21 protein-coding genes are annotated in these 26,745 nt (G+C 64.4%); 10 read left to right on the forward strand and 11 right to left on the reverse strand.

Features of this window, described 5'->3' with window-relative positions; translation table 11 throughout:
- Nucleotides 1-207: 207 nt before the first annotated feature.
- The 3 genes from BUA05_RS09470 to BUA05_RS09480 form a co-directional block, all read right to left on the reverse strand.
- Nucleotides 208-2,559 carry a TonB-dependent receptor gene (locus BUA05_RS09470; RefSeq protein WP_072674532.1) on the reverse strand — a complete coding sequence of 784 codons (2,352 nt, stop codon included), beginning with the start codon at nt 2,557-2,559 and terminating at the stop codon, nt 208-210.
- A 129-nt stretch (nt 2,560-2,688) separates the two neighbouring features.
- A complete protein-coding gene (locus BUA05_RS09475; RefSeq protein ID WP_072674534.1) occupies nt 2,689-5,448 on the reverse strand; it encodes a [protein-PII] uridylyltransferase in 2,760 nt (919 codons plus the stop codon).
- A gap of 66 nt (nt 5,449-5,514) precedes the next feature.
- Nucleotides 5,515-7,230 (reverse strand): class I adenylate-forming enzyme family protein, encoded by a 1,716-nt coding sequence (locus BUA05_RS09480; RefSeq protein ID WP_072674536.1) that lies wholly within the window; start codon nt 7,228-7,230, stop codon nt 5,515-5,517.
- Between the two features lie 193 nt (nt 7,231-7,423).
- Here BUA05_RS09480 and lgt point away from each other — a divergent pair, with 193 nt between their 5' ends.
- From lgt to BUA05_RS09495, 3 genes are all read left to right on the forward strand, one after another.
- Nucleotides 7,424-8,320: a prolipoprotein diacylglyceryl transferase gene (gene lgt / locus BUA05_RS09485; RefSeq protein WP_178139169.1), complete on the forward strand. Its 897-nt coding sequence runs from the start codon at nt 7,424-7,426 to the stop codon at nt 8,318-8,320.
- The gene (locus tag BUA05_RS15065) at nt 8,224-10,179 is read left to right on the forward strand and encodes a class I SAM-dependent methyltransferase (RefSeq protein ID WP_342742092.1); all 1,956 of its coding nucleotides are present in this window, start codon (nt 8,224-8,226) and stop codon (nt 10,177-10,179) included. Before lgt ends, BUA05_RS15065 begins: the two co-directional genes overlap by 97 nt.
- A gap of 63 nt (nt 10,180-10,242) precedes the next feature.
- Entirely contained in the window at nt 10,243-10,686 is a 444-nt protein-coding gene (locus BUA05_RS09495) for a DUF2147 domain-containing protein (protein WP_084662581.1), read from the forward strand.
- A 10-nt stretch (nt 10,687-10,696) separates the two neighbouring features.
- On the opposite strand, the gene BUA05_RS09500 is transcribed toward BUA05_RS09495, so the two are convergent.
- The 3 genes from BUA05_RS09500 to BUA05_RS09510 are packed head-to-tail and all read right to left on the reverse strand — an operon-like array spanning nt 10,697 to nt 13,346.
- On the reverse strand, nt 10,697-10,999 hold the full coding sequence (locus BUA05_RS09500) for a GIY-YIG nuclease family protein (protein ID WP_072674540.1): 303 nt from the start codon (nt 10,997-10,999) through the stop codon (nt 10,697-10,699).
- Nucleotides 10,999-12,564 (reverse strand): ABC transporter permease/substrate-binding protein, encoded by a 1,566-nt coding sequence (locus tag BUA05_RS09505; RefSeq protein ID WP_072674542.1) that lies wholly within the window; start codon nt 12,562-12,564, stop codon nt 10,999-11,001. Before BUA05_RS09505 ends, BUA05_RS09500 begins: the two co-directional genes overlap by 1 nt.
- Nucleotides 12,564-13,346: an ATP-binding cassette domain-containing protein gene (locus BUA05_RS09510; protein WP_072674543.1), complete on the reverse strand. Its 783-nt coding sequence runs from the start codon at nt 13,344-13,346 to the stop codon at nt 12,564-12,566. Before BUA05_RS09510 ends, BUA05_RS09505 begins: the two co-directional genes overlap by 1 nt.
- Nucleotides 13,347-13,459: 113 nt before the next feature.
- Here BUA05_RS09510 and BUA05_RS09515 point away from each other — a divergent pair, with 113 nt between their 5' ends.
- The 6 genes from BUA05_RS09515 to BUA05_RS09540 all read left to right on the forward strand — a co-directional run bounded on the left by BUA05_RS09515 (nt 13,460) and on the right by BUA05_RS09540 (nt 18,822).
- Nucleotides 13,460-14,626: an isovaleryl-CoA dehydrogenase gene (locus BUA05_RS09515; protein WP_072674545.1), complete on the forward strand. Its 1,167-nt coding sequence runs from the start codon at nt 13,460-13,462 to the stop codon at nt 14,624-14,626.
- On the forward strand, nt 14,626-14,943 hold the full coding sequence (locus BUA05_RS09520; RefSeq protein ID WP_072674547.1) for a DUF1330 domain-containing protein: 318 nt from the start codon (nt 14,626-14,628) through the stop codon (nt 14,941-14,943). Before BUA05_RS09515 ends, BUA05_RS09520 begins: the two co-directional genes overlap by 1 nt.
- Nucleotides 14,940-16,547 carry a carboxyl transferase domain-containing protein gene (locus BUA05_RS09525; RefSeq protein ID WP_072674549.1) on the forward strand — a complete coding sequence of 536 codons (1,608 nt, stop codon included), beginning with the start codon at nt 14,940-14,942 and terminating at the stop codon, nt 16,545-16,547. The genes BUA05_RS09520 and BUA05_RS09525 overlap by 4 nt, the downstream gene beginning before the upstream one ends.
- An 86-nt stretch (nt 16,548-16,633) precedes the next feature.
- Entirely contained in the window at nt 16,634-17,263 is a 630-nt protein-coding gene (locus BUA05_RS09530; RefSeq protein ID WP_072674551.1) for a 1-acyl-sn-glycerol-3-phosphate acyltransferase, read from the forward strand.
- On the forward strand, nt 17,256-18,065 hold the full coding sequence (locus tag BUA05_RS09535) for a DUF1295 domain-containing protein (RefSeq protein WP_072674553.1): 810 nt from the start codon (nt 17,256-17,258) through the stop codon (nt 18,063-18,065). Before BUA05_RS09530 ends, BUA05_RS09535 begins: the two co-directional genes overlap by 8 nt.
- 115 nt (nt 18,066-18,180) lie before the next feature.
- Complete coding sequence (locus BUA05_RS09540; RefSeq protein WP_072674555.1) at nt 18,181-18,822, forward strand: hypothetical protein; 642 nt, start codon at nt 18,181-18,183, stop codon at nt 18,820-18,822.
- Nucleotides 18,823-18,829: 7 nt separating this feature from the next.
- Here BUA05_RS09540 and BUA05_RS09545 read toward each other — a convergent pair whose 3' ends face one another.
- The 5 genes from BUA05_RS09545 to BUA05_RS09565 form a co-directional block, all read right to left on the reverse strand.
- Nucleotides 18,830-19,336: a nuclear transport factor 2 family protein gene (locus BUA05_RS09545; RefSeq protein WP_178139170.1), complete on the reverse strand. Its 507-nt coding sequence runs from the start codon at nt 19,334-19,336 to the stop codon at nt 18,830-18,832.
- Between the two features lie 207 nt (nt 19,337-19,543).
- Nucleotides 19,544-20,317 carry a M50 family metallopeptidase gene (locus BUA05_RS09550; RefSeq protein WP_072674559.1) on the reverse strand — a complete coding sequence of 258 codons (774 nt, stop codon included), beginning with the start codon at nt 20,315-20,317 and terminating at the stop codon, nt 19,544-19,546.
- A 6-nt stretch (nt 20,318-20,323) separates the two neighbouring features.
- On the reverse strand, nt 20,324-21,463 hold the full coding sequence (locus BUA05_RS09555) for an AI-2E family transporter (protein WP_072674561.1): 1,140 nt from the start codon (nt 21,461-21,463) through the stop codon (nt 20,324-20,326).
- Between the two features lie 81 nt (nt 21,464-21,544).
- The gene (gene gyrB / locus BUA05_RS09560) at nt 21,545-24,133 is read right to left on the reverse strand and encodes a DNA topoisomerase (ATP-hydrolyzing) subunit B (RefSeq protein WP_072674667.1); all 2,589 of its coding nucleotides are present in this window, start codon (nt 24,131-24,133) and stop codon (nt 21,545-21,547) included.
- Nucleotides 24,134-24,241: 108 nt separating this feature from the next.
- Nucleotides 24,242-25,006: a PIG-L family deacetylase gene (locus BUA05_RS09565; protein ID WP_072674564.1), complete on the reverse strand. Its 765-nt coding sequence runs from the start codon at nt 25,004-25,006 to the stop codon at nt 24,242-24,244.
- 86 nt (nt 25,007-25,092) lie between these two features.
- Here BUA05_RS09565 and BUA05_RS09570 point away from each other — a divergent pair, with 86 nt between their 5' ends.
- Entirely contained in the window at nt 25,093-26,655 is a 1,563-nt protein-coding gene (locus BUA05_RS09570; RefSeq protein ID WP_072674566.1) for a class I adenylate-forming enzyme family protein, read from the forward strand.
- Nucleotides 26,656-26,745 lie beyond the last annotated feature (90 nt).

Consider the following 26,745-nt stretch of genomic DNA (forward strand, 5'->3'; position numbering starts at 1 on the left):
TGGTGGAGGGGTTTTCGGCGCTTGCCAGCTTTACCCCTCCGTCAGCCCCGCGGGAGGCCACCTCGCCACCCCGGAACAGGTCCGGGGCAGGGGAGGGACTGATCGGTTGCGCAGCAACCGCAAGGGCGACCGCCCGCCCGCAGCGGGCGCAGCTTGCTGCGTGTCTGGCGAGGAGGATCGCCCGGAAGGGCGATCCCCCAAAAAGCATCAAAATTCGAACAGCGCCTCGATCCCGATGTTCCGGCCGCGCTGCAGCGGCGACAAGGTGCCCGCGGTCGGGTTGGACGCAAACTGCTGGCGCACCCCGGTCGAGTTCGGGCCGCCGAATGGCAATTGCGTATCACCGCCCGCCTGCACTTCGTCGAACAGGTTGCGGCCATAGAGCGACAGCGACAGCCCTTCGAGCGGGGTCACCCAGGTGATGTTCGCTTCCAGGTTCGACATATCCTGGATGTAACCGAAATTGTCGTCGGTGAAGGCGAACTCATCGCGATACTGGTAGTTCACCCGCGTGAGGATTTCGCTGTTGCCGAGCAGCAGCTCGTGCACCAGCCCCATCCCCCAGGTCACTGCCGGCACACGTGGGATGCGCAGGTTCTCGTCTGCCCCGTCGATAGCCCCGTCGCCGGAAATGTCGAACAAGATGGTGTCATACTTGTCGTCGATCAGACCGAGGTTGGCAGTGATTATGAGCGAATCCGACACCCGCATGCGCGCTTCGCCTTCGAACCCGGTGATGGTCGCATCGGCGGTGTTGAGGATGTTCTGTACCACGCCTGCGCCCGGATCGGCGAGGTTCACTTCGCGCTGCATGTCCTGCACTTTGGTCACATAGGCCGCGACGTTGAGCGTGAAGGAGCCATCCGCGGTCTGGAACTTCCCGCCAATTTCGTAGGTGTCGACCTGCTCTTCGTCGAAGAACAGGTTTCCGGTCGCATCGACCGCGCGATTGAACACCGCAACGTTTGTGATACGAAAATTGTAGCCGCCCGAACGGAAACCGCGGCTCCAGTGGCCATAGACCTGACTGTCAGCGAATTCATACTGCAGGCCAAGCTTGGGCGAGAGGTTGCGGAACCGCACTTCATCGGTGAAGCCATTCGTCTCCGTCGCGGGATTGAAGGGCTGGGTGCCGGTTGGGCAGGTGCCCGCAAGAACCGAACAACGCGCGCGTGGGACGATATAGGTCACCGCTGCGTCCTTGGTTTCCTGATTCCAGCGCAGGCCAGCAATCACCGACAGCCCTTCGGCGAATTCATATTGCGCATTGGCAAACACGCCGATCACTTCGTGATCCTGCCGCCCACCACCGAAGAACACTGGTGGCTGAAGGTTTACAGGCAGATCGCGGCGCAGCTCGCGGCTTTCATCATAGGCAAGGCTCTGATCAAAGTAGAACCCGCCGAACGTCAGATCGAGGCTGTCAGTCGAGATTGCGTAGCGCAACTCGTTCGAGATCTGATCCTGCACCGTTTCCGTGTTCGAGTGGAACAGGAATGCCGGGGTCGAATCAATATCGCCGCGGGTGGTGGCGCTGTAGTCGCGATAGCCGAAGATGTTGGTCAGGGTGCCCGGGCCAATGTCCCATTCCGCGGTCAGTGAACCGGTCCAGATCTGGGTGTCGTAGAAGCCCGGCTCATCAATCGCCAAATCGAAGCTTTCGCGATCGAAGAATCCGCGGTTTTGGCCGGCTGGGCCATCGCCGTTGCTGTCGAAATAGTCGAGCTTGGCGCGGATCATCAGATCGCCAAAGCGCCCTTCGAGTGCGCCACGCAGGATCTTGGTGTCCGCCGCCCCTTGGTTCGACCCGTCGAACAGGTTGCGGAAATAGCCTTCGTCCTTGTTGTAATAGGCGCCCACCTTGAACAGCAGCACGTCTTCGACAATCGGGCCGGACATCACGCCGCTGACGGTGTAGTTCGCGCCGCCACGACCGCCATCGACCGGGCCATCGACCGCTGCACGGAATTTGCCGCGGAAATCTTCGGTCGGGTTGCCGGTGTTGAGCACCACAGCGCCACCGGTGACGTTGCGGCCGAACAACACGCCCTGCGGGCCGCGCAGGATTTCCACGCTGTCGAGATCGAACAGATCGAACACCACGCCGCCGTTGATGCCGAGATACACGCCATCGACGAAGACGCCGACAGTCGGGTCGATCGACGGGATCGAGGAGTTGATGCCAAGCCCGCGGATCGCGAAGTTGGCGGTGCCGCGACTGGTGCCGATCTGATCAAGGCTGACGTTCGGTGCCTGGAACGACAGGCCCTGAATATCGCGGATCTTGAAAGCTTCCAATGTGTCGGCATTGAACGCCGTCACGGCCAGTGCGACGTCCTGCACGTTTTCCGGGTCACGGGTCTTGGTGCCGGTGACAAGGATCTCGCTGATGGTGTCGAGTGCGCTTGTGCGCTGACCTTCGGTTTCACCCTGAGCGGTGCCTGCTTCGTCTTCGGCGATCTGGGCGTTGGCGGCAGAAGGGGCCAGCGCTGCGGTGCCGAGAAGCAGTGCGAATTTGCCAAGCCGGAGGGGGCTGGGCACGGGGTTTCTGGTGGTCATTTTATAACTCTCCCTGAGTTGAGGCGCGGGGCAATAGCGAAGAGTCACGATATTGCAATCTGTTGCGGCGCCCCTTTCGTCAGAGTGCCAGCCCCGTGCGATCAGCCCCGTTTGAACAGGCCTGTTTGATCAGGCCTGTTCGAGCTGCTGCTGGCGGCGGTCGCTGGCCGCTTCGAGCAGCGCGGCCTCGATTTCGGCAAGCCGCTCTGGTGCCTTGATCTTGGCACCGGTCAGATCGGTCACATAGAATGTATCCGCTGCGCTTTCGCCATAGGCGGTGATATGCGCCGAATGGACGATCAGGCTGGCCTTGTAGAGCGCGTGCGCCAGCCGGTTGAGCAATGCCGGACGGTCGCGCGCGGTCACTTCGACCACAGTGAAATTGTTGGACGCATCATTGTCGAACCCGACCCGCGGAGCGACATCGAAGGTGCGCGCGCGCGAATGGGCGAGCGGGCGCGCGGCGAGTTTCGGCACCAGTTCGATGTTGGCCAGCAGCGCGTCGCGGATGCCCTTCTCGATGCGTGCGATCTGGGTTTCCTCGCTCAGCGGCCTGCCGTGCTGGTCCTGCACCAGAAAATTATCGACAGCATAGCCGCTGCGCGCGGTGTGAATGCGCGCATCGATGATGTTCGCGCCGGCCAGGTGGATGCCGCCGGCCATGCGGTAGAACAGGCCGGGATGGTCAGCGGCAATCACGTTGACGCGGGTCGCGCCGCGCGTCTCGTCGGGCTCGCAGTGGATCGAAAGCTGGTCCTGCGCCGCACGCGCGACGTCATATTGCACCAGATTACTGGCGATGATGTCCTCAGGCTCGGCGATCCAGTAGGCATCGCCCAGCAGCGCGCCGATATCATCGACAAGATGCTCGGCATCGCCAAGCAGACGCGCAACCGCGTCCTTCTTGGCGGCCACCCGCTGTTTGCGTCCCTTGCCCTTGTGCCCGAGCCGCAGCCGCTCCTGCGCGGCATCATAAAGCTCGCCCAGCAGCTGGCCTTTCCAGCTGTTCCACGTGCCGGGGCCGACCGCGCGGATATCGACCGCAGTCAGGATCGCAAGGTTGCGCAGCCGTTCGAGGCTTTGCACTTCGGCGACGAAATCCTCGATCGTCTTGGGATCGGTCAGGTCGCGCTTTTGCGCGGTGCGGCTCATGAGAAGGTGTTGCAGCACCAGCCAGGCGACCAGATCGGTTTCCTTCTCGTCCAGTCCGAAGCGCGGGCCGAGCTTGCGCGCCACGTCCGCCCCCAGCACCGAATGATCGCCCCCGCGCCCCTTGGCGATATCGTGCAGCAGCACCGCGACATAGAGCGCGCGGCGCGAGGCGAGCCGGGGAAATTCGCGGGTGGCGCGCGGGTGATCGGCGGCGAGCAACCCGCGCTCGATCTGCGAGAGCAGGCCGATGGCGCGGATCGTGTGTTCATCGACGGTGTAGTGATGATACATGTCGAATTGCATCTGCGCGTTGACCCGGCCAAAGTCCGGCACGAAGCGACCAAACACGCCCGCTTCGTTCATCCAGCGCAGCGCGGTTTCCGGATCCTTGCGACCGCTGAGCAGTTCGAGGAACAGCCTGTTTGCGCGCTTGTCGCGGCGTACCTTGCCATCGATCAGCCTGGCATCGCGATCGGCCAGGCGCATGGTTTCAGGGTGGACTTCCAGCCCCTCGGCCTCAGCCAGCTGGAACACCTCGATCAGGCGCACCGGGTCGGCCCGGAACCAGTCGTCCCCCGGCGCGCGCAACCGCCCGCCCTCGACCATATAGCCCTTGAAGGCGCGCGGCCGCTGGGTCCAGCCGGCGAAAAACCCGCTGCGGGTGCGCTTGCGTGCGAATTCCTCGTCAAGGTGGGCGAGGAACACGCCGGTCAGGCTGCCGACGCGTTTCGCCTGCAGGAAATAGTACTGCATGAAGCGTTCGACCGCGCTCTTGCCCGGACGATCGGCGAAGTGCATCCGCTCTGCCACCTGTCGCTGCAGATCGAAGGTCAGCCGGTCTTCGGCGCGGCCTGTCATGATGTGCATGTGGCTGCGCACCGCCAGCAGGAAGCCTTCGGCGCGGCGGAAGCTGCGATATTCGGATGCCGTCAGCAGCCCGACATCGACCAGCTCGGCAGCGTTCTGGACGCGGTGGACATATTTGCCGATCCAGTAGAGCGTCTGCAGGTCGCGCAGCCCCCCCTTGCCGTCCTTGATATTGGGTTCCACGACATAGCGGCTGTCGCCCATCCGCTTGTGCCGCGCATCGCGCTCAGCCAGCTTCTGGGTCAGGAACTGCCGTTCGCTGCCCTTGACGACTTCGTTCCAGAAACGGCTGCGCAATTCCTCGTACAGCGGCTGATCGCCCCATACCATCCGCCCTTCGAGCAGCGCGGTGCGGATGGTCAGATCTTCCTTGGCGAGGCGCATCGTATCCGACACGGTGCGGCTGGAATGGCCGACCTTGAGGCCCAGATCCCACAGCAGATAGAGCATCGCCTCGATCACCTGCTCGCACCACGGCGAACGGCGCATCGGGGTGATGAAGGCGATGTCGATATCCGAATGCGGCGCCATTTCGGCGCGGCCATATCCGCCCACCGCGAGGATCGCGAGGCGCTCTGCCGCAGTGCGGTTGGGGACGGGATAGAGGTGGGTGGTCACGTGATCGTGGATCACCCGCAGCAGCTGGTCGGTGAGGAAGGAATAGCCCCCCGTCACATCATGCCCGGCCGACGGCGCCTCGGCCAGCCGCCGTTCCAGTTCCGCCCGGCCTTCGTCCAGCGCATGACGCAGCGCCTTGACGATATCGCCGCGCGCGCGTTCGGCCCCGGCGAGCGATAGCGCCGCGATTTCGTCCGCCAGCGCACGGCGATCGATGATCGCGCGCTGGCCCGGCACGCGCCGGGGGCTCACGGAAAGGGTTTCCGTGTCTGTCCCCCGGCGCGGGGCGCAAGGATGGGGCGCGGGCAGGTCAGCGGATCAGGCCGCCACTGCCGCATCGCCATAGCGCGCCTTGACGCTGCGCTTGTCGATCTTCTGGGTGCCGAGCCGGGGCAGCGCCTCCTCGGTGATCCAGATCTGATGTTCCAGCGGCACCTTGAACGGTGCGATCCGTTCCAGCAGGAAGGCGCGCAGTTCCCCCGGGGTGATGGCCGTGTGACCTTCCTTCATCCGGTAGACCGCCGCTGGCACCTCGCCAAAGCGTTCGCAAGGCAGGCCGAACACCGAACATTCGCCAACATCGTCATGCGCGTAGATCGCGTCTTCGACCTCGATGCAGGAGATATTCTCGCCGCCGCGGATGATGATGTCCTTCTTGCGGTCGACGATGAACAGATATTCGTCCTCATCAAGATAGCCGAGGTCGCCGGTGCGGAAAAAGCCATCGTCGGTAAAGGCGGCTGCGGTCGCTTCGTCATTCTTCCAGTAGCCGCGGAAATTGGCGACAGAGCGGATGCAGACCTCGCCCACCTGACCTTGCGGCAATTCGTTGCCGTCATCGTCCAGAATACGCAGATCCACCATCGGCTTGCTGGCACGCCCGGTTGATCCGGGCTTGGCGATGTAGTTCTCGTTGAAATTGCCGCAGCCCACTGCGTTGGTTTCCGTAAGGCCATAGCCCAGCAGCGGGAACCCGCCGGGGAAGGCTTCCTTGATCCGGGTGACGTGCTCCACCGGACGCGGCGCGCCGCCTGCGGCAAAGCTTTTGCAGGCCGACAGGTCATACTGGTCACGATCGGGATGGTTGGCGATTTCATAGCTCATCAGCGGCACGCCGACGAAGTAGCTGACCTTTTCTTCGGCCATCAGCCGGATTGCAAGGCCCGCGTCCCACTTGGGCATCAGCACCAGTTTGCGCGCGATGGCGAAGCTTTGCAGGAACAGCGGCACTTCGCCGGTGACATGGAACAGCGGCACCGCGACCAGCGCACAGGGCTGATCGGTCATCGGCCCTTCCTGGCTTTCGATATGCACCTTGGCCATCGCGCTCTGCGCGACATAGCTCATCACGCCGTGCACGACGCCGCGATGATCGGACCATGCGCCCTTGGACTTGCCGGTCGAACCCGAGGTGTAGAGGATGGTGGCAATATCATCCGGCCCGATTTGGCCCAGCATCGCCATGGCTGCGCTGGTGCCTTCAGGCACGGCCCAGACATTGGCCAGACCTCCGGGCGGCGGATTGCCGTGGCTGAACAAGACCAGTTTCGCGCTGTGCGGGTGGCCTTCAAGCCGTGCGGCGCGGCCTTCATCGGCCAGCACCAGCTTGCATTCGGCCAGATCGATTCCGTAGGCGAGCTCCTCTCCGGACGAAAATCCGTTGAGCAAGGTCGCGCAGCCGCCGGCCATGATGATGCCCATATAGGCGATCATCCAGTTGGCCGAATTGCGTGCGGCGATGGCGATGCGATCGCCCTTGGCGATGCCGTGATCCCGCACCAGGCTTTCGGCCACGCAGGTCGCGGCGCTGTAGGTTTCGCCAAAGGTCAGCCGCACATTCCCGTCGACCAGGAAGGGCAGGTCGCGATGCTCGTTGCAGAAATGCGCGAAATAATGCGCAAGGCTTGGCGGCGCGCCGGCGAAGGCGGGCATCTCCACCCCGTCGCGCGTGAACGGCACGGTGTTGAACGGCTGACCGGTTGCAGTCAGGGCGGTGATGATCGCTTCAAGCGCATCGTCCAGCTGGGTGGGCATGCGGTGTCCTTTCCTCTCTCAATTGCTGGAAGCCCGGTGCGGCATGCGCTTGTCCGATCTTCCGATCCCATTATCTGCCCACGGGTCTGCGCCCCTTCCCCTGCCCCGCGCGCTGTGCCAGAAGCGCCAGCGTGAACGGGGCCATGTCAGGCCCGCCGATACGGCATATCATTGTCAATAAGGGGTTCGCTGCGTGCTGTCACTACTTGCCGCGAGCGGCGCTGCCGATCCGGTCTACTGGTCCGACCTCGGCCTGCGGCCGGGCATTGATCTGGGGTTCTTTACCCTGCGATTCTATTCGCTGGCTTACCTGATCGGGGTGATCTTTGCCTATTGGCATGTCTCCGTGATGATCAAGCAGCCCGGCGCGCCGATGGCGCAGCGCCATGCCGATGACCTGTTCTTCTATTGCACGCTGGGGGTAATTCTCGGCGGGCGGCTGGGTTATGCGCTGTTTTATACCGGGGGCGAGACCGGGATTCCCAGCGCCTTCACCGATTTTTCCGGCGATGGCTGGGTCAAGTGGAAGCTGCTGCGGCTGTGGGATGGCGGCATGGCGTTTCACGGCGGGCTGCTGGGCGTGGCGGCAGCAATGGCGTGGGTATCCTGGCGCGAAAAGCTCAATTTCATCCGGGTCACCGATTATGTCGCGGTCAGCGTGCCGATGGGCATGCTGCTCGGGCGGATGGCGAATTTCGTCAATGGCGAGCTGTGGGGGCGGCCAACCGATGTGCCGTGGGCGATGGTGTTTCCGGGCGCGGATGATCTGGCGCGCCATCCCAGCCAGCTTTATCAGGCAGGTCTGGAAGGGCTGGCGCTGCTGGTCATCATGATGCTGCTGTTCTGGAAAACCCGCGCGCGCTATCGCCCCGGACTGCTGGTGGGCGTGTTCACGCTCGGCATGGGAATTGCGCGTTTTGTTAACGAATTTTTCCGTCAGCCTGACGCACAATTGGCTGACTTTGCAGCCCGAACCGGGCTATCGATGGGGCAATGGCTGAGCATACCGCTGATTTTGACCGGATTGATTGTCGTGACCTTCGCCGCGCTGAGGAAGCCGCTCGGGACGGGGACGGCGAGCCCGGTCTGAACGGGGCCGCCGATCATCCGGCGCGCGTGTGGCGCGGCGGGCTGAAGCTGATCGACCCCGAGGACGAGGCGACGCCCGATTCCGGGGCCAAGGAACAGGCCCGCGCCGAACGCGCTGCGCAAGACAAGGCCCACGACAAGGCAACCGCCGAGGCGAAAGCAGCGGCGGAAGCACAGGCCCGCGCCGCGGCCGAAGCGCGCGCGGCCAAGGCTGAAGCGCAAGCCAGGGCACAGGCCGAAGCCGCAGCCGCAGCCGCAGCCGAAGCCCGTGCGGCCAGGGAAGTCCGCGCCAGAGCCAGAGCCGAGGCAGAGGCCAAAGCCAAGGCCGAACGCGAAGCCCGCGAACAGGCCGCCGCCGAAGCCCGCGCTATAAAGAAAGCCGAAGCCGAAGCGCGCGCCAAGGCTGCCGAGGAAGCCCGCGTCAAGGCCGAGGCCGAAGCGCAGGCGCGCAAGGAAGCCAAGGCGCGGGCGCAGGCCGAAGAACGCGCGCGGCGCGAGGCCGAAGCCGCGGCGAGGTCTGCCGCGCAGGAACAGGCCCGCCGCGAAGCCGAGGCCAAGGCCAAGGCAAAGGCTGAGGAAGAAGCGCGCAGGAAAGCCGCCGCCGAAGCCAAGGCCCGGGCCGAACAAGAGGCACGCGCCAAGGCCGAGGAAAAAGCCCGGGCCGAAGCAAAGGCCAAGGCGAAGGCAGAGGCCGCAGCCGCCGCAGCCAAAGCCAAAGCCGCCGCCGAAGCCAAAGCCGAAGAGCAGGCGCGCATCGCTGCCGAGGCGCAGGCTCAGGCTAAGGTGCAGGCCGAAGCTGAAGCCGCGGCCCGCGCCAAGATCGATCTTGGCAAGAGCTTCCGCCGCCTGATCCGCGAGACCGGCCCACTCAGCCTCGCGCATTATATGGGCGAGAGCAATGCGCGCTATTATGCCAGCCGCGATCCGTTGGGCGATTCGGGCGATTTCATCACCGCGCCCGAAATCAGCCAGATGTTCGGCGAGCTGATCGGGCTGTGGTTTGCCGACCTGTGGGTGCGGATGGGCAGCCGCAAACGCATCCACTATGTCGAACTTGGCCCCGGTCGCGGCACGCTGGCAAGTGATGCGCTGACCACGGCGGCGCGCTATGACTTCGCGCCGCAGGTGCATTTTGTCGAAACCTCCCCCGCCTTGCGGCAGATCCAGCGTGAGGCGTTTCCCGATTGCCACCACCACCATGATCTTTCGACCCTGCCCGATGATGCCCCGCTGCTGATCGTCGCCAATGAATTCTTCGATGCGCTGCCGATCCACCAGCTGGTGCGGTCAGCCGATGGCTGGTTCGAACGGATGGTGGGGCTGGAAGGTGACAAGTTCGCCTTTGTTGCGGGCAAGGAACGGATGGACCCTATCGTCCCGCCAAGCTGGCTCAGCGCGGCACAGGGCGCGACGATCGAGACCAGTCCGGCGGCGGTCGCGGTGATGGGGGAGATTGCGCAGCGGCTGAAGGATCAGGGCGGGGCCGCGCTGATCATCGATTATGGCCACATGGAGCTTAGCGCCGGCACGACGCTCCAGGCGCTGAAGGCGCACAAGAAGGTCGACGCCTTCGATCATCCGGGCGAGGCCGACATCACCGCCCATGTCGATTTCGAACTGCTTGCCCACGTCGCGCGCGAACAGGGGGTGGATGTGATGGGCCTGCAATATCAGGGCGAATGGTTGCGCCAGATGGGGATCGACACGCGCACCGAGGCGCTCCAGCGCCGCAATCCGGGCGAGGTCGCCAAGCTCCAGCGCCAGCGTGATCGGCTGGTGGAGGACAACCAGATGGGCACCCTGTTCAAGGTGATGGGGATTTGCGGGCGACGCTGGCCGTTTGGCGTGGGGTTCGATTGAGGGGTAACCGTGCGCTCGCTTTGCGCGTATGATCATGCAATCACGCCGGAGAGATACCCGATGATGTCGCGCATCACCCTGTTTGCCCAGCCCCTGTTTGCCCTGACGCTGCTGGCCGCGTTTGCGATCGGCCCCGCCCCTGCGCGCGCTGCCGAACCGGTTGCGGGCCGCTGGATAACCGCGGAAAAGGACGGGGTGATCCTCATCGCCCCCTGCGGCAAGGCCATTTGCGGCACGATCGACCGTTTTCTGGTCCCCCCGCCCGAGGGGCTTGATCAGCGCGATGTGAACAATCCCGATACCCGGCTGCGCAATCGCAAGCTGCTGGGCATGCCGATCCTGTCAGGCTTCACAGCCGATGGCGATATCTGGCGCGGACGGATCTATGATCCCAAAAGCGGGAAGAGCTACCGTTCGGTGATCCGCCGCAAGGGGGCGAATGTGCTGGAGGTGAAAGGCTGCCTCGGCCCGTTCTGCCAGACGCAGGTGTGGAAGAAGGCGTCATAGCCGCAAACCGTCATCCCGGACTTGATCCGGGATCGGGTTCGACATGCTTCCAAGCTGGATTATCGTTTTCGATCAGTTCGATCTTCCATTGCCGGTGCCAGTTCTTGAGCTGCTTTTCCCGCGCGATCGCTTCCTCAATGGTCGGGTAGGCCTCCACGCGAACCAGCCTGTCCAACCCATACTTGCGGACGAATGCCGAACCGAGGCTATTGCGGTGCTGCCAGATCCGCCGGACGATGTCGGCGGTGACTCCGATGTAAAGCACCCCGCGCGGCTTGTTGGTCAGGATGTACACCCAGCCGCCGCGTGCCATCAGTTCTCCGGCGCGAGCTCAAGTCCGGGACGACGAAGTGATTTTGAAAGCGCCGCCGCCGCCGCCTTGGGCGTGCGCTTCTGCTCATCCTCGCGGTCCACCGCAAGGTTTGCCTCGCGCATCGCCTCGACGCTGATTGCGCCGATCAGCGGTTCAAGCGCGGCAATCACGCCTGCGTCGTCCGCGATCCGGGGGGAGAGTATCAGCATCGCGTCATAGCTCGGCAATGCGCCTTCGGGGTCTTCGAGCACCACCAGCTTGTCCGCCGCGATCCGCCCGTCCGAGGTATAGGCGCTGATCACGTCAGCCTCGCCCGATTGCAGCGCATTATACATGAAGGTCGGCGCAAAATTGCGCGTTCCCGCGAAACGCAAGCCATAGGCATCGCGCACCGCGATCCATTCGGGCCGCTCGAAAAACTCCGGGTCGCCGCCGACGGTAAGGCGCGGCGCGGCGGCGGCGAGATCGGTAAGCGAGGTCACATCCAACTCCGCCGCACGGTCCTGCCGCATGGCGAAGGCATAGGCATTTTCGAACCCCAACCGGCCTAGCACCATGACGCCGTTCTCGCGCTGCTCCCACTCCCGGATCGTTTCATACATCGCCTCGCGGCCCGGATTGTCATCGCGCTTTAGGTAATTGGTCCAGATAGTGCCGGTGTAATCAACCGAGATATCGATCGCGGACGAGGCGACTGCCGAATGCACCACGGCGCTGCCCAGCCCGTCGCGATATTCGACCGCGTAGCCCGCCGCCTCCAGCCGCGCGCCGATCAATTGCGCAAGGATATATTGCTCGGAGAATTGCTTGGAGGCGATCACGATGCGGCGTTCGTCATTCCCGGCCCCTTGCGCCCACAGCGCGGCGAGAATGCCCAGCGCCACCACCGCCATCCCGCCGAAGGTCGCCGCCCGAGACCGCTTGGCCAGCCCGACCTCGATCACCCACAAGAGGTTATCCGCCGCCAGCGCCAGCCCCGCGCTCGCCACGCATCCGGCCAGCACCAGCGCCCAGTTCTGGGTTTGCAGCCCGGCAAAGATCGGATCGCCGAGGCTCGGCTGGCCGATGGTGGTGGCCAGTGTCGCTGCGCCGATGGTCCACACGCTCGCCGTGCGGATACCGGCCATGATGAAGGGCGCAGACAAGGGCGCTTCGACCAGAGTGAGCTTCTGCCACTTGGTCATGCCGACGCCGTCTGCCGCTTCGAGGATTTCGGGGTCGAGATTGGCCTGTGCGGTCACCGCGTTGCGCAGGATCGGCAGCAGCGCATAAAGCGTCAGCGCCATCAGGGCGGGGAGAAAGCCGAGCGTCGGCAACCCCTCGCCGAAGATGCTGCGCAGGGACAGCAGCAGCGGGAAGAACAGCGCCAGCAAGGCGAGCGCAGGAATGGTCTGGACGAGGCTTGCCATACTCAGCGCCAGCCGCGCCACCAGCGCCGAACGGCTGGCCCATACCGCCATCGGCAAGGCGATCAGCATCGCCAGCCCGATCGCGCTGGCCGACAGCACCACATGCGCCGCCAGCTTGTCGCCGAGGCCGGGGAGGATATCCCAGATATCGCCCATCAGTGCGGAATTTCCCCAGGGCTCTCCATCGCAGCCAGCCGCTCGGCCTGCTGGCGCGGCACGGCGACGAGGCTCTGCGCGACTTCGCCGCCCGCTCCGGCCAGCAGCGCGCGCGGGGTTTCGTCAGCGACCAGTTGCCCGGCGTCCATCACCAGCACCCGGTCAGCCAGCAGCAGCGCCTCGGCCATGTCGTGGGTCACCATCACCGTGGTGAGTCCCAGCCGTTCGTGCAGTTCGCGCACCTTGGTGCCCAGCGCATCGCGGGTGATCGGATCGAGCGCGCCGAAGGGTTCGTCCATGATCAGCAGTTCGGGTTCCCCTGCCAGCGCGCGCGCCACGCCCACACGCTGCCGCTGCCCGCCGGACAGCTCATCGGGCATGCGGCTGGCCATGCCCGGCTCCAGTTCCACCAGTTCGAGCAATTCGGCAATCCGTTCGGGCGGCAGCGTCTCGCCCGTCAGGCGCGGGCCGATGGCGATATTTTCGGCGACGCTCATGTGCGGAAACAACCCGATGCCCTGAAACACATAGCCGACCCGGCGGCGAAGGCGGGCAGGGGGCAGCGTGGTGACATCCTCCCCGCCGAACAGCACCTTTCCGCCGGTCGGTTCGACCAGCGTGTTGACCATCTTGAGCAGCGTTGACTTGCCCGAGCCCGAGGCCCCGACCAGCGCGACGAAGCTGCCTGCGGCGATGGTGCAGCTTACCCCTGCCACCGCTGTGACCTCGCCATAGGCGCGGGCCGCGTGATCGAACACGAGCAGGGGGTGCGGGGATGCCATGCCCCTGACCCCTAACGGCGAAAGGCACATTGTGCCAGCGCGGGCGATTGGCCTTTGGTCAAGCGCTTGCTATGCGCTTCGGCAGAACAATCATTTCACCCGCAGGACATAAAATGCGCGCCACCCCCGATTTTGACTTTGACCTTGGCGAGGCTGCGGAGATGATCCGCGCTACAACCGCGCGCTTTGCCGACGAACAGATCGCGCCCTTGGCGGAGCGCACCGACCGCGAAGACCGCTTCCCGCGCGAATTGTGGGAGCCGATGGGGGCGCTGGGCCTGCACGGCATCACGGTCGAGGAAGAATGGGGCGGATTGGGCCTCGGCTACCTCGAACACGTGATCGCGGTTGAGGAAGTCAGCCGCGCGAGCGCCTCGGTGGGCCTGTCCTATGGCGCGCATTCCAACCTCTGCCTCAACCAGATCCGCCGCTGGGGGAATGATGAGCAGAAGGCCCAATATCTCCCCAAGCTGATCTCGGGCGAGCATGTCGGCAGTCTCGCCATGTCGGAAGCGGGCGCAGGGTCGGACGTGGTCTCGATGAAGCTGAAGGCCGACGCGGTTCAGGGCGGCTATGTCCTCAACGGCACCAAGTTCTGGATCACCAACGCGCCTGAGGCCGATACGCTGGTGGTCTATGCCAAGACCGATGGCCACGCGGGCAGCCGCGGCATCACCGCCTTCCTGATCGAGAAGGGCGACGAGGGCTTCGCCATCGGCCAGAAGATTTCCAAGGTCGGCATGAAGGGCTCCCCCACCGCCGAGCTGGTGTTCACCGATTGCTTCGTCCCCGAAGATCGCATCATGGGGCCATTGAACGGCGGGGTCGGCGTGCTGATGAGCGGGCTCGATTACGAACGCGTGGTGCTCGCCGGATTGCAGCTCGGCATCATGCAGGCGTGCCTCGACACCGTGATCCCCTATCTGCGCGAGCGCAAGCAGTTCGGGAAGCCCATCGGGAGCTTCCAGCTGATGCAGGCCAAGGTCGCCGACATGTATGTCGCCCTGCAATCGGCCCGCGCCTACACCTATGCGGTCGCCAAGGCGTGCGACGCGGGCCAGACGACGCGCTTCGATGCGGCAGGCGTGATTTTGCTGGCTTCAGAGAACGCCTTCAAGGTCGCTGCCGAAAGCGTGCAGGCGCTGGGCGGCGCGGGCTACACCACCGACTGGCCGGTGGAGCGCTATATGCGCGATGCCAAGCTGCTGGACATCGGCGCAGGGACGAACGAGATCCGCCGGATGCTGATTGGGCGCGAATTGATCGGGGCTGCGGGTTGATGTCGATTTACATCATCGCGCGGTTCACAATCCATGACCGCGAATCCTATGACAAATATGACGAAGCCTTCTTCGGCGTGTTCGAGAAGTTTGACGGCAAATTGCTGAGCGTCGACGAGGAGCCTCTGGTTCTGAGCGGCGCGTTCGACTTCACCCGCTCGGTGTTGATCGAATTCCCGAGTCAGGCGGCAGCCATGGCCTGGGCATCATCGCCCGAATATCTGGCAATCGCCAAGTACCGCGAAAATGGCAGCACGGGCGAGGCTATCATGGTCAAGAGCTTTGACGGTGCGCTGCCCGGGAAGAGCGAAGAATGACCGCCCCCACCCTCACCACCAAACTCGACCGCGAAAGCCCCGAGGCCAAGGCCCGCTTTGCGCACAACGCGGCGCTCGCCGCCGATCTGCGCAAGCGTGTGGCCGAGGCGGCGCTGGGCGGCACGGAGAAATCGCGCGAACGCCATGTGTCGCGCGGGAAGCTGCTGCCACGGGAACGCGTCGAACGTCTGCTCGATCCGGGGTCGCCCTTCCTCGAAATCGGGCAATTGGCGGCGAACGGCATGTATGAAGGCGACGTCAACGGCGCCTCGCTCATCTGCGGCGTAGGGCGCGTCTCGGGGCGGCAGTGCATGATCGTGTGCAACGATGCGACCGTGAAGGGCGGCACCTATTACCCGATGACGGTGAAGAAGCACCTCCGCGCACAGGAGATTGCGCAGGAAAACCGCCTGCCGTGCATCTACCTCGTCGACAGCGGCGGCGCGAACCTGCCGCATCAGGCGGAGGTGTTTCCGGACCGCGACCACTTCGGGCGGATATTCTTCAATCAGGCGAATATGAGCGCGCTCGGCATCCCGCAGATCGCCTGTGTCATGGGAAGCTGCACCGCGGGCGGCGCTTATGTGCCCGCCATGTCGGACGAGAGCGTGATCGTTCGCAACCAAGGCACGATCTTCCTCGCCGGCCCGCCGCTGGTGAAGGCCGCGACGGGCGAGGAGATCAGCGCGGAAGACTTGGGCGGCGGCGATCTGCACGCGAAAAAGTCGGGGGTGGTCGATCACCTCGCCGAGAATGACGAGCACGCGCTCACCATCGTGCGCGATATCGTATCGCACCTCGGCGCGAATACCGGGGCGGCGGCGGACATCGCGCTGAAAGACCCGCGCCCGCCCAAATACGACGCGGACGATCTTTACGCTCTCATCCCCGATGACGTGCGTGCTCCTTACGACGTCAAGGAAGTGATCGCGCGGCTGGTCGACGGCAGCGAGTTCCACGAGTTCAAGGCGCAGTATGGCTCCACGCTAGTGTGCGGTTTCGCTCACATCTGGGGGATGCCGGTCGCGATCCTGGCCAATAACGGCGTGTTGTTCTCCGAGAGCGCGCAGAAGGGGGCCCATTTCATCGAACTCGCCTGCCAGCGCCGCATCCCGCTGCTGTTCCTCCAGAATATCAGCGGCTTCATGGTCGGCGGGAAATACGAGGCGGAGGGCATCGCCAAGCACGGGGCGAAGCTCGTCACCGCCGTCGCTACTGCGACCGTGCCCAAGGTCACCGTGGTGATCGGCGGCAGCTTTGGCGCGGGCAATTACGGCATGTGCGGGCGGGCCTATTCCCCGCGCTTCATGTTCACCTGGCCCAATGCGCGCATTTCTGTGATGGGCGGGGAGCAGGCCGCGAGCGTCCTCGCCACCGTCCACCGCGACGCCGACAAGTGGGACGAGCGCGAGGCGGAATCCTTCAAGGCTCCGATCCGCCAGAAATACGAGGACGAAGGCAACCCCTACTACGCAACCGCCCGCCTGTGGGACGACGGGGTGGTCGACCCGGTGCAGACCCGCGACGTGCTGGGGCTCGCGCTGGCGGCGTGTCTGGAAGCGCCGATTGCCGAGCGGCCCGCGTTTGGCGTGTTCCGGATGTGACGCAAGCCTGTCTGAAACCCACACACTTTCCCTTGCGTAACTTACCCGATTGCGGGCAGTAATGCAGGCGAGAGAGGGATCACACATTGCCGCACGGACCTAACCGCACACCCACGCTGGCCTCGCGCATCGTGCGCCGGATCATTCTGGCAATCTGGTATCTCAGGGGCTGGAAGATTGACTCCCCTCTGCCCCGCCATCTCAAGAAATATGTGATCGCGGGCGCGCCGCACACCACCAACTGGGATTTCGTGTTCTTCACCGGCGCGACCCACGAAGAAGGCGTGAAGCCCAATTTCATGGGCAAGCACACTTTGTTCACCGGGTTCATGCGCAACTTCATGCTCGACATGGGCGGCATCCCGGTGGATCGCACCGCCAAGGCCAACGCCACCGAACAGGTCGCCGCCGAATTCGCGGCGCGCGATGAACTGGCGCTGGTGATCGCCTGCGAAGGCACCCGCAAGACCGACGGCAAGTGGCGTTCCGGCTTTTATCACATCGCCCGCGCTGCCGACGTGCCGATTGTCCCGGCCTTTGCCGATAATGTCCGCAAGATCATCAGCTTCGGCCCGCCGATGCTGCCCACCGGCAATTACGGCGAGGATCTGCTGAAAATCGCCGAATGGTTCCGTTCCAAGCTTCCCGATTACGAACGGTTCAAGGTGCTGGAACAACAGGCGCGCGATATCATTGCTGGAAAGAACGATGTTTGAACTGCTTGCCCTGAATGCCGCGATCCTGCTGGTGCTGGTGCTGATCCAATGGGCGATCAGCGTCAAGATCGATGATGTGAGCTTCATCGACGCGTTCTGGGGCGCGGGCATGGGCATCCTTGCCGTGGCAAGCTGGCTACACGTGCCGGGCGGCCCCGGCGCGCTCGCCACCCTGATCATGGTGATGACCGCGGCCTGGGGCTTCCGGCTCGGCATTTATCTGTTCCTGCGCTGGCGCAAGGAGGGTGAGGACAAACGCTACAAGATGATCCTCAGGAAGGATCGCGAGAAAGGCCAGTTCGCCCGCGCCGCGCTCACCCGCGTATGGCTGATGCAGGCGGTGTTGCTGTTTGCCGTGTCGTCCCCGGCGCAGGTCGGCATCCTCGCCAGCCCCGAACCGGCCCCGATCCCGCCGCTGGCATGGGCCGGGTTTGCACTGTGGTGCATCGGCGTGTTCTTCGAATGGGTCGGCGACTGGCAGCTTTCGCGGTTCAAGGCCGATCCGGCGAACAAGGGCCCAGAAAGCCAAAACGTGCTCGACACCGGATTGTGGCGCTACACCCGCCACCCCAATTATTTCGGCGATTTCGCCGCGTGGTGGGGGATCTGGCTCGCCTGCGCTGCGGCTGGCTGGGGATATGCCGCGGCGACCGTGATCGGGCCATTGTTCCTCAGCTTCACGCTCACCAAGTGGTCGGGCGTGACCTTGCTGGAAAAGGGCCTCGACAAGTCCAAGGGCGACAAATACGCCGAATACAAGCGCCGCACCTCGGCGTTCTTCCCCATGCCCCCCAAGGGTTGAGGCGGGGCGGATCATGGCATTTCCCTTGTTGCGTCGCACAACAATCGACCAGCGGCCCTTTAAGCCCGCGCCCGCTTGGCCTATGTTGCCCGCCAAGCGAGGAGGCGCGCACGCTATGCCATTGACCGAAACGGTACGGGAAGCCGAGCGCGCGCGGGTTGCGCGCCATGTGCTCGACCTCGTCAAGGAACGCGGCTCGGAGATCCCCTGGACCATCGCGATGGCCGAAAGCGGTCTGACGCGGGCCCGGTTCGAGGCGCTGTTCGACGATTATGACGATCTGTTCGATGCGGTCGCGCAGACCTGGCTCGCCCCGCATATGGCGGTGATGGAGGAGGTGCTGGCGACCACCCTGCCGCCGCCGCGCAAGATGTTCGAATTCTTCCGGCGCCGCTTCATCATCTCGCAGGGCCGCTTCCGCGAAGACCCGGAACATTTCACCATCCTGTGCGAAATGGGGGCCGCCAATTTTGAACGCGTGCGATCCTATGTCGATCTGGCCGATCACTACCTGTGCGAGTTGATCGCCGAGGCGCAGGCCGAAGGGTTCTTTGCGGGCCTTGAGATTGATGAGGCGCTGTCGCTGATCAACCAGATGATCTCGAACTACACCTTGCCCGATGCGCTGATCTATCTTGGCGAAAAGCTGTCCGAGGACAAGCTGGCGCGGATCGTGGACACGATGTTCATCGGCCTTTCTGGCGAGGCCGGGGCCGATGCCTCGGGGGTGAACACGCTCAAGGTCGCGTCGTCCTGAAGAAGGGTTAGCTCGCTTCCCACCACGCTGCCGAAGGATCATCCGGCCCACGGCCCCCATGCCGCCGCAGCCCGTCAAACAGGCCGCCTTCCTGCTGCATTGTCGCAGGCCCGCTGCGGTTCCAGTCCATCACATAGAGCCGTTCGGCGATGCGCCAGCGGTCTTCGCGCTTTACCAGCCGGTCGAGATAGCGTCCGCCGACGACAAGTTCGATCTCGCCCTCGGGCGCTGGGATGATGTGCAGCGCGACGCAGTTGGTTTCCGCCTTGGCGCTGGCATCGCCGATAAAGCGGATCACGGTGTTGGTAATGTTGTGCTGGGTCAGGCGCATTGCGCCAAGGCCCGCCATCAGGCTGGGAATGGTCTCTGCCGGAGACGTCGCGCCGTCGCCGTAATCGATCCGCGCATCGGGGGTAAACACCGCGGCCAGCAGCGCTGCATCACAGCGGTCAATGCCGCGGCAATAGAGCGCGAGGGTTTCCGCAATCGCGAGCCGGTCGGCGACTTCGGTCATGTCCATGCGCGCAGATTAGCGCATGGACACGCGCATTGGCACTGACACTTGCTCTAACACCAGCGCGCCAAGATGCTGACGCATCACGTGCTGGAAATGCTCAGGCGCCGCACGGGCTTGACCAATGCTCGATGAGTCAACCTCATCGAGCATTGGTATACAGCATTTTCGATCCGGGTCGGGTCATCCGGAGCCTCGGAAAGCGTTCTAGTCGCGCCGGAACTGCAGCACGTTGGCGGGGGGCTTTGCCGGCGGGCGCAGACGGTGTTCAGCGAGCGCATATTTCAGCGCACCGCCCACGATCAGCGCCGAAACCAGCAGGATCGCCGTGGCCCAGAACCAGTGCGGCAGGCCGAGCACTGCGGCGATCTGGCCGGTATCGGACAGCACCGTCTGCCCCTCGATCATCGCTTCCTCGGTGAACAGATAGTGGAAATCGCGCAGCATGCTCATCGCGGCGAGCACGCCGAGGAATTGCAGGGTGAACCGCACAAGCCCCGGCTGCGCGCGCCATGCGACCAACGCCAGCAAGGCCGCAACCAGCGGCAGCACCGCATAGCCGACTGGCGAACGCACCCAGATGACCACGCTGGCGATAATCGTCCCTGCCACCAGCCACAGCGCCGGACGCCACAGCCGCGGATGTGCGCTGGCAAGAATCAGCAGCGCCCCGGCGATGCACGGCGCCAGCGGACCGCCTGCCGCGATCGCAGCAAAGGTGGTCGCGGTGGCATCGGCAGCCAAGCGGCTTTCGGCCACGCCTGATCCGCTGGCGAAAATCATCAGCCGATCAAAGCTCTGCCCCATTGCCAGCGCGGTCAGGCCGTGGCCCATTTCGTGGAACCAGGTGGTGAGGATCACGAAGGGATAGATCAGGTAATTGCCGAAAGGCAGCGCGGGCAGCATCACCACCACAAGGCTCGCCAGCACCAGCCGCCCAGCTTGTTCAGCCTGACTGCCGGGCCGGGTGAGCGAGCGCATCGGCGGCTAGTCCGCGCCGCCGGCATCGCTCGCGCGGCCCGAAGCATCGACCGAAATCCAGTCTGTTTCCTGCACGCGCGCATCCTCGTCGCGATATTCCTGCAGAATCGACCAGCTGGCAAGGAACAGCCCCGCCACCAGCGGCCCCAGCACGATTCCGGAAAAGCCGAGGAAGCTGATCCCGCCCAGCGTGGTGACCAGAATGATCCAGTCGGGGATGCCGGTATCCCGCCCGACAAGAATCGGGCGCAGCACATTGTCCGCCGAGGACACGATGATAACGCCGAATGCCAGCACGAAAATGCCCTGCCATACCGCGCCTGTCACCAGCAGCCATAGCCCGATTGGTGCATAGACCGCGCCCGCGCCGATCACCGGCACCAGCGCGAAGATCGTGGTCACGACGCCGAACAGCAGCGCGGATTCAAGGCCGACGATGACAAAACTGATGCCCGCCAGCGCGCCCTGCACCAGCCCGACCACGCCCGATCCCTTGATCGTCGCGCGCACGATCCCGAGGAACCGCTGGGCAAGGCGTTCGGAAACCGACCGTTCGACCGGCACGGTGTTGAGCAGGGTGCGCCCGATCCGCTCGCCATCGCGCAGCAGGAAGAACATCACGTAAAGCCCGACGCCGAATGACAGCATGAAGCCCAGTGCACCGCTGCCGATCGACACGGCCTGAGATGCGATCATCCCGGCGCTTTCGGACAGCAGTTCCTGCAGTTTGGCCTGAGCGCTGGACAGATCGGCCCAGCCAGAACGGTCGATCGCTTCCTGCGCGGCCTGCGGCAGCATGGCATAGAGGCTGTCGAAGCTGGCGGCGAGATTGATCGGCTGTTGCTGCAGCGCCGAGACGAGCGCCAGCGCCTCCTGCACCACCAGCGTTCCCAGCCACGCGGCAGGAACCAGCACGGCAAAGAAGATCACCAGCAGTGAAGCAATCGCTGCTGGATTGCGCCGCCCGCCCAGCTTGCGCAGCATCCAGCGATAAAGCGGCTGGAACATGATCGCCGCCAGCGCCGCCCACAGCAGTGCGCTGGCAAACGGCCAGACGATCACCGCCATCATCAGGCTGACCAGCGCAAGGATCAGCAGGAAGCTCGCATGCTGCAATTCATCGGTGCGGTGCGGCTGCTGGGCCATGTCGGGGGTCTCGCCTATGTTGGCCTGGACATCAAGGTTCGCCGGGTTGATGGCCGCTGCGGTTCTTGATGGCTGATGGTATCAGACATCAAGGTTTGCCACGTTCAGGGCATTATCCTGGATGAATTCGCGGCGCGGTTCGACCACGTCACCCATCAGGCGGGTGAAGATCTCGTCGGTGACGTCGGCGTCCTCGACCTTGACCTGCAACAGCACCCGCGCTTCGGGATCGAGCGTGGTTTCCCACAATTGCTCGGCGTTCATTTCGCCAAGGCCCTTGTAGCGGCTGATCGAGAGCCCCTTGCGGCCGGCGGCGAAGATCGCGTCCAGCAGTTGGGTCGGGCGGCTGATCGCGCCATCGCCGCGCGCGGCCGGAGCAGGGGTGGGGGTGGCCTCCTCGGCCTCGCCCGCCAGCGGATCGGCAGCGACCGCTTCGGCTTCGGCCTCGGGCTCGTCCTCTGCTTCAGCCTCGCCCGCGCGCACCAGGCTGACGGGGGTCGCGTAGGTCTCGGCCTGCGCCGCGGCGAGATTGTGGAGCTTGTGCGCCTCGGTGCTGGATAGGAACCGCGCGTCGATTTCATGCACGTCGGTAACGCCGCGCCATAGGCGTTCGAACACCACCGTGCCGTCCTCACGCTGCCGCGCGGTCCAGCGGGCCTCGCGGTCGCCGGCGCCCAATCGCCCGGCGGCGCGGGCCAGCGCGGCGGTGAGCGCTTCACCGGTCAAGCCGGGTTCCAGCGCGCCAACCAGTGCCATCTGCTCGACAATCCCGCTGTCATAGCGGCGCGGCACGTAGGCGAGCAGGTTCTTCAATCGCAGCGCGCCGTCCACCACTGCGCGCAGATCGGCCCCGGCCCGCGTTCCGCCGGTGGTTTCCAGCATCCGCCCCTGCAGCCCGGCATCGACCAGATAGCGATCCAGTGCAGGCTGATCCTTCAGGTAGACCTCGCTCCGCCCCTTGGCGACCTTGAACAAGGGCGGCTGGGCGATGAACAGGTGCCCGGCGCGGATGATGTCGGGCATCTGGCGGTGGAAGAAAGTCAGCAGCAGCGTGCGGATATGCGCGCCATCGACGTCAGCGTCGGTCATGATGACGATCTTGTGGTAGCGCAGCTTGTCGAGGTTGAATTCATCGCGGATGCCGGTGCCCATCGCCTGGATCAGCGTGCCGACTTCCTTGGAGGAAATGATCCGGTCAAACCGGGCGCGTTCGACGTTGAGGATCTTGCCCTTGAGCGGCAGGATCGCCTGCGTCTTGCGGTCACGCCCCTGCTTGGCCGAGCCGCCCGCGGAATCGCCTTCGACCAGGAACAGTTCGGACTTGGCCGGATCGCGTTCCTGACAATCGGCCAGCTTGCCCGGCAGGCTGGCGACGCTCATCGCGCCCTTGCGGCTCATTTCGCGCGCCCGGCGGGCCGCTTCGCGCGCGGCGGCGGCATCGATCACCTTCTGGATGATCGACTTGGCGTCGGCGGGGTTTTCCTCCAGCCATTCGGACATCTTGTCGCTCATCAGCGATTCCAAGGGCGAGCGCACTTCGGAGCTGACCAGCTTGTCCTTGGTCTGGCTGGAAAACTTGGGATCGGGCAGCTTGACGCTGACAATCGCGGTCAGGCCTTCGCGCATGTCTTCGCCCGACAGGCTGACCTTTTCCTTCTTCAGCATGCCTGAACGTTCGGCATAATTGTTGAGTGTGCGGGTCAGCGCGGCGCGGAAGGCGGCCAGATGGGTGCCGCCGTCGCGCTGGGGGATGTTGTTGGTGAAGGCGAGCACGTTCTCGTAATAGGAATCGTTCCATTCCAGCGCGACATCGATCCCGATCCCGTCCTTTTCGGCGGAGACCGAAATCGGCTCGGGGATCAGCGCCTGCTTGTTGCGGTCGAGATATTTGACGAAGGCCGCGATCCCGCCTTCGTAATAAAGATCATGTTCCAGCACGTCTTCATGGCGCTTGTCCCGCAGCTTGATGCGCACGCCCGAATTCAGGAAAGCCAGCTCGCGGTAGCGGTGTTCCAGCTTGTCGAAATCGAACTCGGTGACGTTCTTGAAGGTGTCGTGGCTGGCCTTGAAGGTGACGCGGGTGCCTTTTTTCAGGCCATTGTCATCGCCGTTGCTCGCAACCGGCGGCGCGTCGCCGGTGACGACCAGTGGCTCGACCGCATCGCCATGCTCGAACCGCATCCAGTGCGCCTTGCCGTCGCGCCAGATTACCAGTTCCAGCCATTCGGACAGGGCGTTGACCACCGATACGCCGACCCCGTGGAGACCGCCCGACACCTTGTAGGCGTTATCATCCGAGGTGTTTTCAAACTTCCCGCCCGCGTGCAGCTGGGTCATGATGACTTCGGCAGCCGAAACACCTTCTTCGGTGTGCATGCCGGTGGGGATGCCGCGCCCGTTATCTTCGACAGAAACAGAACCATCGGGGTTCAGTTCGATCAGCACGAGGTCGCAATGGCCCGCCAGCGCTTCGTCGATGGCGTTGTCGCTGACTTCGAACACCATGTGGTGCAGGCCGCTGCCATCATCAGTATCGCCGATATACATGCCGGGCCGTTTGCGGACCGCATCCAGACCCTTGAGAACCTTGATCGAATCCGCGCCATATTCGCCCATCTGGCGGATCTTTTCGGGCGTGCCGTCAGGCGTTTGAGAAGTGGTGTCGTTCATGATCATCATATAGGCGCTGTGATGCGGAAACCCAACTGCGGGCGGGCCACATCACGCGCTTTTCCACGAGTGTTCAGGGTGCTTCGCCAAGCCGGTCAGAACGCGCCATCAGAAGGCTGGGCGGAAATGCACCTTTCCGCGCCACATGGCGGCGTCAAACAGGCCCATCATGCCGGAGCGGGCGGTATCATCGAACTGCGTCACGTGGCACTGCGCGGCTGTGGTGGCAGCGGCGAGATCGGCGGGGGTGTAGGCGATAGCCTCGGTCAGCAAAGCGGGGTCGGTTACCGCCCAGTCCGCCATGGCGGGCACGGGCGGGAGGCTCCCGGTCGGGATGCCGACATAGAGCAGCCGTGCGCCGTTCTGTCGGTCGATCATTTGCTCTGCTTCGGTCACCAACGCGCTCACCATGCGGTGATCGGCGTGTCCATAGCCGCCATCCGGTCCCCACGTGAGCACAAGGTCGGGCGTGGCCGCAAGATAGGCAGAGACGAACTGGTCGAGGAAGTTCCTGGCCGGAGAACCTGCAGCCTGCGGTGTGGCGGCAAGAGTGCCGTCGCCCAGCCCTTCGAGGAACCGCGCCTCTGCCCCCAGCGCCTTGGCTGAGCATGTCGCTTCCCCCCGCCGGATCTCGCCCAGCGCCGCGCCGCGCGGGAGAGACGTTACGCCCGGCCCCTGATCGCCGATCGTGGCAAAGACAATCGTCACGTCATGGCCTTCCCGTGCCAGCGCGGCGATGGCCGGGGCCATGAACAGCTCATCATCGGGGTGGGCGACGACGACCAGCACGGTTTGCGGCTCGGCCTGCCCTTGCGCCTGCATGGGGGTGAGCGCCAGTCCGGCGAGCGCGAGTGCGGTGGCGGTGCGGATCATGTCGTTCCTCTCTCCTCGGGCCGCTTCCTGCCACTTGTGCGAGCCGTCTTGCAAATCCTTTGCGCCGCGCGCTGCGCCGATTATGCATGGCGCCCATGAGCACCGACATGATGATGAGCCGCCTCGCCGAACCCTTCGGCAGCCTCCCCGATATCCTGATGGAATGGTCGCGCATCAAGGGCGATGACCTCGCCCTGATCGACGAGCGGCGCGAGGTCTATTGGGCGGAACTGGTCGGGCTGGTCGAGCGGCTGGCGGCGCGGCTGGTCGAGACCGGCCTACAGCGCGGGCAATCGGTGGCGATCCTCGGCACGTCCACGGTCGAATATGCGCTGGTGTTCCTCGCCGCCGTGCGTGCAGGCGGCGTGGCCGCGCCGCTGACCACCAGTGCGAGCCGTGAGCAGCTTGAAGGCATGGCCAAGGATTCAGGCGCAATCCATCTGTTCATCGATGCGGGCAAGGCGGCTGAACTCGGCCCCGATTTCATGGCCGACCTTATCCGCGTGCCCTTGGAGTCGATCGACCAGTGGATGGCGCCTCCCGCTGCCCGCGCTCCGGCCTTCGCGCCCGAACCCGGCGATCCGTTCAATATCATCTATTCCAGCGGGACGACCGGTATCCCCAAGGGCATCGTCCATTCGCACCAGATGCGCTGGCGGCAGTTTGCGGCGACGGCGTTGAGTTACCTCGGCGCGGGGCTGGATGTGCGCTCGCTCGCCTCGACCCCGCTCTATTCCAACACCACCATGGTCGCTTTTCTGCCGGTGCTGTTGGCGGGTGGCTGCGTGCGGGTGATGGGCAAGTTCGATTGCGCCAAGTGGCTTGGCTTTGCGCAAGGCGACCGCACCACCATCACCATGCTGGTGCCGGTGCAATATCAGCGGCTGATGGATTTTGCCGGGTTCGACGACTTCGACCTGTCGGCGCTGAAACTCAAATACTGCACCTCCGCCCCCTTTTCCGCTGACCTCAAGCGCGAGGTGCTGGCGCGGATGCCAGGCGGGCTGATCGAGATCTATTCGATGACCGAGGGCGGCGTGGTGTGCCTGCTGCCAGCCCATGAATTCCCCGACAAGCTCCACACCGTCGGCCGCCCCGCGCCGGGGAGCGAGCTGAAGGTGCTCGATGAGGAGGACCGCGAAGTGCCGCCCGGCACCTCCGGCAACATGGTGGGCCGCAGCCTCACCATGATGAGCGGTTACAAGAACCGCCCCGACAAGACCGCCGAAGCCCAGTGGATCGACCCCGCGACGGGCGAGGCCTGGATGCGGATGGGCGATATCGGCCGGGTGGACGCGGAAGGGTTCGTCGAACTGGTGGGCCGGGCCAAGGACATGATCATCTCGGGCGGGTTCAACATCTATCCATCCGATCTGGAAGCCGAACTGATGCGCGAGGATGACGTGATCGAAGCCGCAGTGGTGGGGATCGCGTCGCGGCAGTGGGGCGAAACCCCGGTCGGCTTTGTGGTGCTGAAAGGCAGCGCCGCCGATCCCGCAACGATCATGGCGGCGGTCAATGCGCGGCTGGGCAAGACCCAGCGCCTGTCCGCGCTCCATGCCATCGCCGAAATGCCGCGCAGCCATATCGGCAAGCTGCTGAAAAGCGATCTGCGCGATGAAGCCGTCCGCCTCGGCGAAGCGGACTGACGCAAACGGCCCGGCTGCCGCCCCGTTCGGGGTGGGCAACCGGGCCGATGATGCAAAGCGCAAGGGAGAGGGTTCTCGCGCTTCGCCGGG

The sequence above is a fragment of the Erythrobacter sanguineus genome (assembly GCF_900143235.1).
In the GTDB taxonomy this organism is placed as follows: domain Bacteria; phylum Pseudomonadota; class Alphaproteobacteria; order Sphingomonadales; family Sphingomonadaceae; genus Erythrobacter; species Erythrobacter sanguineus.